At 75.1% G+C, this 6,379-nt stretch carries 8 protein-coding genes; all 8 read right to left on the bottom strand.

The genetic code is table 11. The annotated features are described in order from the left end of the window. Window positions 1-20: 20 nt before the first annotated feature. The 8 genes from C6N75_RS24590 to C6N75_RS24555 are packed head-to-tail and all read right to left on the bottom strand — an operon-like array spanning window position 21 to window position 6,342. Window positions 21-2,033, bottom strand: coding sequence for a GNAT family N-acetyltransferase (locus tag C6N75_RS24590; protein WP_105871084.1), 2,013 nt, complete (start codon window positions 2,031-2,033; stop codon window positions 21-23). Next, complete coding sequence (gene fabZ, locus C6N75_RS24585) at window positions 2,030-2,584, bottom strand: 3-hydroxyacyl-ACP dehydratase FabZ (RefSeq protein WP_258177593.1); 555 nt, start codon at window positions 2,582-2,584, stop codon at window positions 2,030-2,032. Before fabZ ends, C6N75_RS24590 begins: the two co-directional genes overlap by 4 nt. Further along, window positions 2,581-2,874: an acyl carrier protein gene (locus C6N75_RS24580; RefSeq protein ID WP_105871083.1), complete on the bottom strand. Its 294-nt coding sequence runs from the start codon at window positions 2,872-2,874 to the stop codon at window positions 2,581-2,583. Before C6N75_RS24580 ends, fabZ begins: the two co-directional genes overlap by 4 nt. 38 nt (window positions 2,875-2,912) lie before the next feature. Further along, window positions 2,913-3,674, bottom strand: coding sequence for an SDR family oxidoreductase (locus C6N75_RS31150; RefSeq protein ID WP_219852910.1), 762 nt, complete (start codon window positions 3,672-3,674; stop codon window positions 2,913-2,915). Beyond that, window positions 3,671-4,693: a 2,3-diaminopropionate biosynthesis protein SbnB gene (sbnB, locus tag C6N75_RS31145; protein ID WP_105871082.1), complete on the bottom strand. Its 1,023-nt coding sequence runs from the start codon at window positions 4,691-4,693 to the stop codon at window positions 3,671-3,673. The genes C6N75_RS31150 and sbnB overlap by 4 nt, the downstream gene beginning before the upstream one ends. Further along, window positions 4,690-5,772 carry a 2,3-diaminopropionate biosynthesis protein SbnA gene (gene sbnA / locus C6N75_RS24565; protein ID WP_105871081.1) on the bottom strand — a complete coding sequence of 361 codons (1,083 nt, stop codon included), beginning with the start codon at window positions 5,770-5,772 and terminating at the stop codon, window positions 4,690-4,692. The genes sbnB and sbnA overlap by 4 nt, the downstream gene beginning before the upstream one ends. Next, window positions 5,769-6,077, bottom strand: coding sequence for a hypothetical protein (locus tag C6N75_RS24560; RefSeq protein ID WP_258177592.1), 309 nt, complete (start codon window positions 6,075-6,077; stop codon window positions 5,769-5,771). Before C6N75_RS24560 ends, sbnA begins: the two co-directional genes overlap by 4 nt. 1 nt (window position 6,078) lies before the next feature. After that, window positions 6,079-6,342, bottom strand: a complete 264-nt coding sequence (locus C6N75_RS24555) for an acyl carrier protein (RefSeq protein WP_105871080.1) — start codon at window positions 6,340-6,342, stop codon at window positions 6,079-6,081. Window positions 6,343-6,379: the final 37 nt, after the last annotated feature.

The raw sequence follows: 6,379 nt of genomic DNA, 5'->3' as shown, positions 1-6,379 counted from the left end.
GGTGGCGGGGCGGGCGCGGGTCACAGGCCGTGCTCGCTGACCGTGAGGAGCCACGCGGGACCGGAGCGGGCGGGGGCGGCGCAGCCGACGAGCGGACCGGCCGGGGTGGCGCGGACGACGATCTCCGCCGTTGCGGCGGTCGGGTCGGCCGGCCGGCAGTGCAGCCAGTGGCCGTCGGTCAGCCTGACGGCGACGGCGTCGGCCCACACCTGGCGGAAGCCGTCGGTGCTCAGTTCGTGGCGGCCGCCGCCGGAGGCGACGGCCACCGTCGCGGTGCGCGGGGTGTGCGGGGTGAGCCACAGGACCGTCTCCTCCGGAGCGCCGGGCGCCCGGATGTCGACGCGGACCGGCGTGCCGGGGCCCTCCGGGCCGCTCACCTGCCAGGCGATGCCCTCGTCGGGGCAGTCGAGCTCGGACGGCGAGCCGTTGTGCCAGGGCGCCGGTGACGGCACGCCCCAGCCCAGGCCGTGGGCGCGGTCGGAGCGGTGCGTTTCGGCCGTGACCCACATCCCGGCACGCCACTGCGGGTTGCTGCCGAGCGTGCGGGTGCGCGGGTGGGGGCAGCGCAGCACGCGGACGGAGCCCTCCCGCCAGGAGGTCACGCCCCCCGTGCCGGCATCCAGGTGAATCCGGCGCGGGCCCGGCGGCGGGGCGAGGACCGGCGGGGCGAGCGGCGCGGGCGAGGTGCGCGGGGTGAGGGCGGTCCTCAGCCGGGCGACCCCGTCGGGTCCCGGGACCAGGGTGCGGCGCAGCAGGGTGGCGTGGACCAGGCGCACCGGCGTGTCGGCGGACAGCTCGACGCTCCAGGAGGGGCCGTGCCAGGCGGTCCGACCGCCGACGGGTACGCGGTGTCCGGCCGCCACGATCTCGGAGGCGTCGCGGACGCCGAGGCCCAGTCCGATCGGATGGCGGGACCCGTCGCCGGGGGCGACGACGCCCTGGCGCAGGCCGACGGTCTGGAAGAGGTGGCCCGGCCGGGGTGCGCCGGTGAACTCCTGGCACAGGACGCCGTCGCGCAGGGTCAGAGTCCCGGTGACCTCGGCGTCGTCCCGGCGTTCGGTGACCCGCACCCCGTGCGGCACCCGGCGCACGGTGAGGTCGCGCGGCTCCGCCTCCCGCCAGCTCGCGGGCCGGCCGGCCGGGCCGCCCGGCCAGGAGGAGACCAGCAGCGGACCATGGTGCCCGGCCGCCAGAACGCGCAGGGTGCCGTCGTCGGGGTCGAGTTCGCCGCTGAGGTCACCGCTGGTGAAGCGGTGAGGGGGCCGCCCGGTGGTGGTGCGCACCCGGTAGGGCGGCGCCTCGACGCCCACGGCGCGGGCGGCGCCGTCGGGTGAGGTGAGCCTGGCGCTGCGGACCAGGCCCCGGTCGGCGTCCACGGTGGCGGTGAGCCGGTGCTCGCCCAGGTGCAGCACGTAGGAGACGGTGCGCACCCCGTCCACCAGCTCGACGTCGGAGCCCAGTTCGCCGTCGCGGAGGTCGGTGACGCCGGCGAAGCTGCTCAGGTCGAACAGCGCCTGCCGGGCGTGCTCGTCGAGGTCGGCGAGGACGCTGCGCAGGATGAGCGGGATGTGATTGTGCAGCTCGATGTTGCCGTCCTCCCCCGGAGTGGTGCGTCCCAGGCAGACGCAGCCGACGCGCCGGTAGAGCCGGAAGGCGGTGGTGTTGGCCGGGTTGACGGTCAACCGCAGCACCAGGCAGCCACTGCGCACCATCCACTCCACCGCGTCGGTGAACAGCCGCCCGGTGAGGGCTCCGCCCCGGTAGGCGGGCGCGACGAAGAACATGTCGGCGATGAGTTCGCCGGCCCGGGCGGTCCGCCGGCCGGTGCCGTGGAACAGCCCGAAGGTGCCGACCGGCCGCTCGTCGTCGACCGCCACCAGGAACAGCGCCGTGGCGCGTTCGGTCAGCTCCTGGTCGAGCTGGGCGGCGGTGATGCCGCCGGCGACCGGGTTGGGGCCGTCGCGGTGGCGGCTGTAGAGCGCGGCGATCCCCGCCGCGTCACCAGGTCGGTAGGGCCGGACGGTGAGCGTCACAGCACACCTCCGCCCGGTCGGCCGGCGGGAGCCGGGGTGGTGGTGCGCCCACTGGTGACGACGAGGGTGCCGGCGGCGGCCGTCTCCCGGTCGACGGTGGCTCGGACGGACACCTGGCGCAGGGTGCCCAGGCGCGGACCCAGGCGGGCCTCCAGCAGGAGCCGGTCGCCGGGGATCACGAGCCGGGAGAACTTCATGTCCCGGATGGAGCCGAGGTAGCCGACACCCTCGGCGGGGTCGCCGTCCGGCGCCGGTCCGGGGCCCTCGACGGCGTCGGCGACGTAGACGACGGCCACGAGCTGCGCCATCGCCTCCACCAGCAGCACGCCGGGCATGATCGGGTGGCCGGGGTAGTGGCCGGCCAGGCACGGGTCGCCGGCCGTCACGCACTTGACGCCGTGTCCGCTGACGCCCGGGACGACGTCGAAGGCGCGGTCGAGCATCAGCATCGGCGGGCGGTGCGGCAGCATCCGGGCGATGTCGTCCGGTCCGTAGGCGTAGGTCCTGGCGGCCGGGACGGCCGCGGCGGGGGCGGGGCCGGGCCGGGTCACGGCTGGTCCTCCCGCGCCTCGACGAAGTCGATCAGGGCGTTGACGGAGCCGAAGGCCGCCACGTCGTCGTCGCTGATCAGCACGGAGAAGGCGTTGTTGATGAGGACGACGATCTCCAGGGTGTCGAGCGAGTCCATCTCCAGGCCGCGGCCGAACAGCGGCTGGTTGTCGGAGACGGCCGAGGGCTCGACCCGGAGCCCGAGTCGCTCGATGATGGCGGTCTTGACCTCGGTGTTCTTGGCCAGGCGCGCCTCGGCCTGGCTGCGGATGGCGTCGTAGGTGGTGCTCATGGGTGTTCCTTTCAGGGAGTGGTCCGGCGGCGGCCGGGTCAGTCGTGGATCATTCCGCCGTCGACGGTGAGGACCTTGCCGGTGATGTAGGAGGCGGCCGGGGAGGCCAGGAAGGCGACCGCGTGGGCGACCTCGGCGGGGGTGCCGGCGCGGCCGAGCGGCACGGCGCGCAGCGCCTCCTCGCGGCGCGCCCGCGGCATCCGCCGCACCATGTCGGTATCGACGAAGCCGGGGGCGACGACGTTGGCCCGGATGCCGCGGTCGGCCGTCTCCTGGGCCAGGGTCCGCGCGAGGGCGATCATGCCGCCCTTGCTGGCCGCGTAGTTGGCCTGTCCGGGCCGGCCGGCGATGCCGCTGGTGGAGGCGGTGAAGACGATCGAGCCGCCGGTGGCGTACATCTGCTTGACGGCCTCGCGGGCGGTGAAGAACGCGCCGCCGAGGTTGGTGTCGATGACCTCCCGCCACTTGGCGGCGCTCATGGCGGCGAGGTGCCCGTCGGCGGTCACCCCGGAGTTGACGACGGCGACGTCCAGGGTGGGCCACTGGGCGCGCAGCTCGCGGAAGAGTCCGGTCACCTGCGACTCCTCGCGGACGTCGGCCTGGAAGACCAGGGCCTGCCGGCCCAGGGCGCGGACCTGTTCCGCGACCCGTTCGGCTCCTTCCCGGCCGCTCCGGTAGGTCAGGGCCACGTCGCAGCCCTGCTCGGCGAGGACGGTGGCGACGGCCGCGCCGATGCCGCGTGAGGCGCCGGTGACCAGGGCCCGGGTGCCGGCGGGGAAGGGTGTGGTGGGCGTGGTCACGCGGGCCTCCCCGGGGTGGAGGTGACCGGGTGGCGGCCCGGATCGAAGCCGCCGACGTCGGCGCCGAGGCCGGCGGCGGTGGCGGCGTCCAGCACCACCTGGGCGACCGCGAGGTCCAGGACGCCGAGCCCGAACGGCGAGAAGACCACGGTGGCCCCGCCCGGCGGCTCGGCGCCGTCGAGGATCCCGGCGATCTCGGCGTGCACGAACCGCCGGTGGCCGACCTGCTGTTCCAGTCGGTGCAGCGAGGTCTGCTCGCGCAGCACGTGCTCGGTGTCGTCGACCACGTTGGCCGTGCCCAGCAGCGAGGCGGAGGCGAGGTCGCGCAGCGAGAGGTGCAGGATCACCTGGCCCTCCGGGCGGTCCGGATAGTGCTCCAGGTCGAGCCAGTAGGTGGAGTCGGTGGTGGCGATGCTGACCGTCTCCGCGGACAGGGCGTCGGCCGGCCCGCCGGTGCGGAAGGCGAGGTGCGGGTACCGCGCCCGCAGCCCGGCGGCGAACACCTCGGCCCGGCCCGGCGCGGCGTCGTACAGGACGACCGAGTCCAGCTCGGGAAGGGTGCGGGTGAGGTAGCGCACGACCTGCTCGTTGATGGTGCCGCAGCCGATCAGGCCGGCGGTGCGCACGGGGCGGCCGCGGTGCAGGGCGGCGGCGGCGAGCGCGGCGCTCGCGGCCGTCCGGACGGCTGATATGCGGCCGCCCTCCAGCAGGGCCATGGGGTAGCCGGTGTCGAGGTCGTTGAGGATCTGGAGCGAGGACGCCCGTTGCAGGCCCTGCTCCACGTTGGCCGGGAAGGAAGAGATCCATTTCAGGCCCAGGACCGGGCGCGGGCCGTCCAGCCGGGCGGGCAGGGCGATGACGCGGGAGCCCGCGGGCCGGGAGGGGCGCAGGAAACTGGAGAACGGCACCTGGCTGCTGCCGTGGCCGTGCAGCACGTAGGCGGTGCGCACGGCGTCGAGCACGGCGGGCTCCAGGCCGTCCAGGGCGGTGTGGACGTCGTCCCGTCCGAGGATTCTCACGGTGCTGTCCTTTCGGGGTGTCCGGCCGCGATCATTCGGGGGCCGGGGTCGGGTGAACGGGGCGGGGCGTTGTCGCCGTCGACGGACGGCAGCCGCCCGAAGGTGGCCTGGACCCAGGAGTCGCGGTAGACGGTGTCCAGGTAGCGCTCGCCGCGGTCGGGCAGGATGACTGCGACGCTCGCGCCGGGTTCCAGCAGGTCGGCGCTGCGGCGCAGCGCGGTGACGACGGCCCCGGAGGAGCCGCCGGCCAGCACGGACTCGCGGGCCAGCAGCGCCCGGCAGCCCTCGACGCTCTCGAAGTCGGTGACCTTGACGACCCGGTCGGCCAGGCCCGGCCGCAGCAGCGGCGGGGCGAGGGCCGCGCCGTGCCCGGGGACGGCGCGCCGGTGGTGACGCTCCCAGGGTTCGGTCGGGCCGAAGATGACGCTGCCGACAGCGTCCACGGCGGTGATCCGGGTGGGCAGGCCGTGGTCCCGGACGTACTCGGCGCAGCCGCGCAGCGTGCCGGTGGTGCCGGCGGCGAGGAAGAGGTGGTCCGGCGGCAGGGGCAGCGCCTCGCAGATCTCCCGCATGGTGGTGTGGTGGGCGAGGGCGCCCAGCTCGTTGGCGTACTGGTCGGGCCAGTAGGCGCCGGGCAGGGTGGCCAGCAGGTGCCTGACCCGGGCGATGCGGGCGGGCAGGTACTCGCCGCTTGCGGAGTCGCGTTCCACGCACTCCACCCGGGCCCCGTAGGCGCGCATGACGGCGACGTTCTGCCGGGTGGCGCGGGCGTCGGTGACGCAGACGAGTCCCAGCCCGTGCAGGTTGCACAACTGGGCGAGGGCGATGCCCAGGTTGCCCGATGTGGACTCCACCACGGTGGAGAACCCGGGCACCAGGTCGCCGGTGGCCAGGGCGTGTTCGATGATGGACCGGGCGGTGCGGTCCTTGACGCTGCCCCCGGGGTTGAGGCCTTCCATCTTGGCGTGGACGCGGAAGCGGTCGGGTGGGAAGAGGCGGTCGAGGGCGACCAGAGGGGTGTCGCCGATGCTCGCGGCCACGTCGGGGGCCGGGCGCCGGTACGCGGGGATGCTCGTCATGGTGTCCTCCTGCTGATCTGGAGGCGGAGTTCGCTGACGTAGCGCTCGCCGTGAGCGTCGGTCAGCCAGGAGTCCTCCGGGGCGGGCAGCGGCTCGCTGAGGGTCGCCACGGCACGGGGGTCGTGGCGGCGGGCGGCGCGGGCGAGGTTGGCGAAGGACAGCACCAGGGTGGGGCTGGTGAGGTCCATGAGTGATGGCTTGGTCTCCTGCGGGAAGGAGGCGAACAGCCGATCGGGCAGGCCGTGGGCGGCGGCCCAGCGGCGTACGGTCAGGTAGTCGCGCTCCCGGTGGGGACGCCGGGGCATCTCAGTCCTCCGGAGCCGCGGTCGGCGCGTCCAGCACGGTCCGCCACAGCCCCTCGACGGTGAGCGCGGGGTCGGCGAGCGCCTCGGCCGGGACGACGACGCCGTAGTGGTCCTCGGCGGCTATGACCAGGGCCACGGTGCGCAGCGAGTCGACGCCGAGGTCGGCGAGCGGCGTGTGCGGGTCGGTGACGGTGAGGGCGCAGGTCCGGTCGACGAACGCCTGGAACTGCTCGACGGTCGGCCGGTCGGCGGGAGAGGGTGGCATGGGGCGTCTTTCGGCTGGGGGCGGAGCGGGGTACGGG

The organism is Streptomyces solincola (assembly GCF_002982015.1).
Taxonomy (GTDB): domain Bacteria; phylum Actinomycetota; class Actinomycetes; order Streptomycetales; family Streptomycetaceae; genus Streptomyces; species Streptomyces solincola.
This window is presented reverse-complemented; position numbering and strand designations above follow the sequence as displayed.

What these genes read in the sequence shown, in the direction of transcription:
- C6N75_RS24580 (WP_105871083.1), bottom strand. Translation starts at nt 2,874, where the DNA reads ATGAGCACCACCTACGACGCCATCCGCAGCCAGGCCGAGGCGCGCCTG.
- sbnA (WP_105871081.1), bottom strand. Translation starts at nt 5,772, where the DNA reads ATGACGAGCATCCCCGCGTACCGGCGCCCGGCCCCCGACGTGGCCGCG.
- C6N75_RS24560 (WP_258177592.1), bottom strand. Translation starts at nt 6,077, where the DNA reads ATGCCCCGGCGTCCCCACCGGGAGCGCGACTACCTGACCGTACGCCGC.
- C6N75_RS24555 (WP_105871080.1), bottom strand. Translation starts at nt 6,342, where the DNA reads ATGCCACCCTCTCCCGCCGACCGGCCGACCGTCGAGCAGTTCCAGGCG.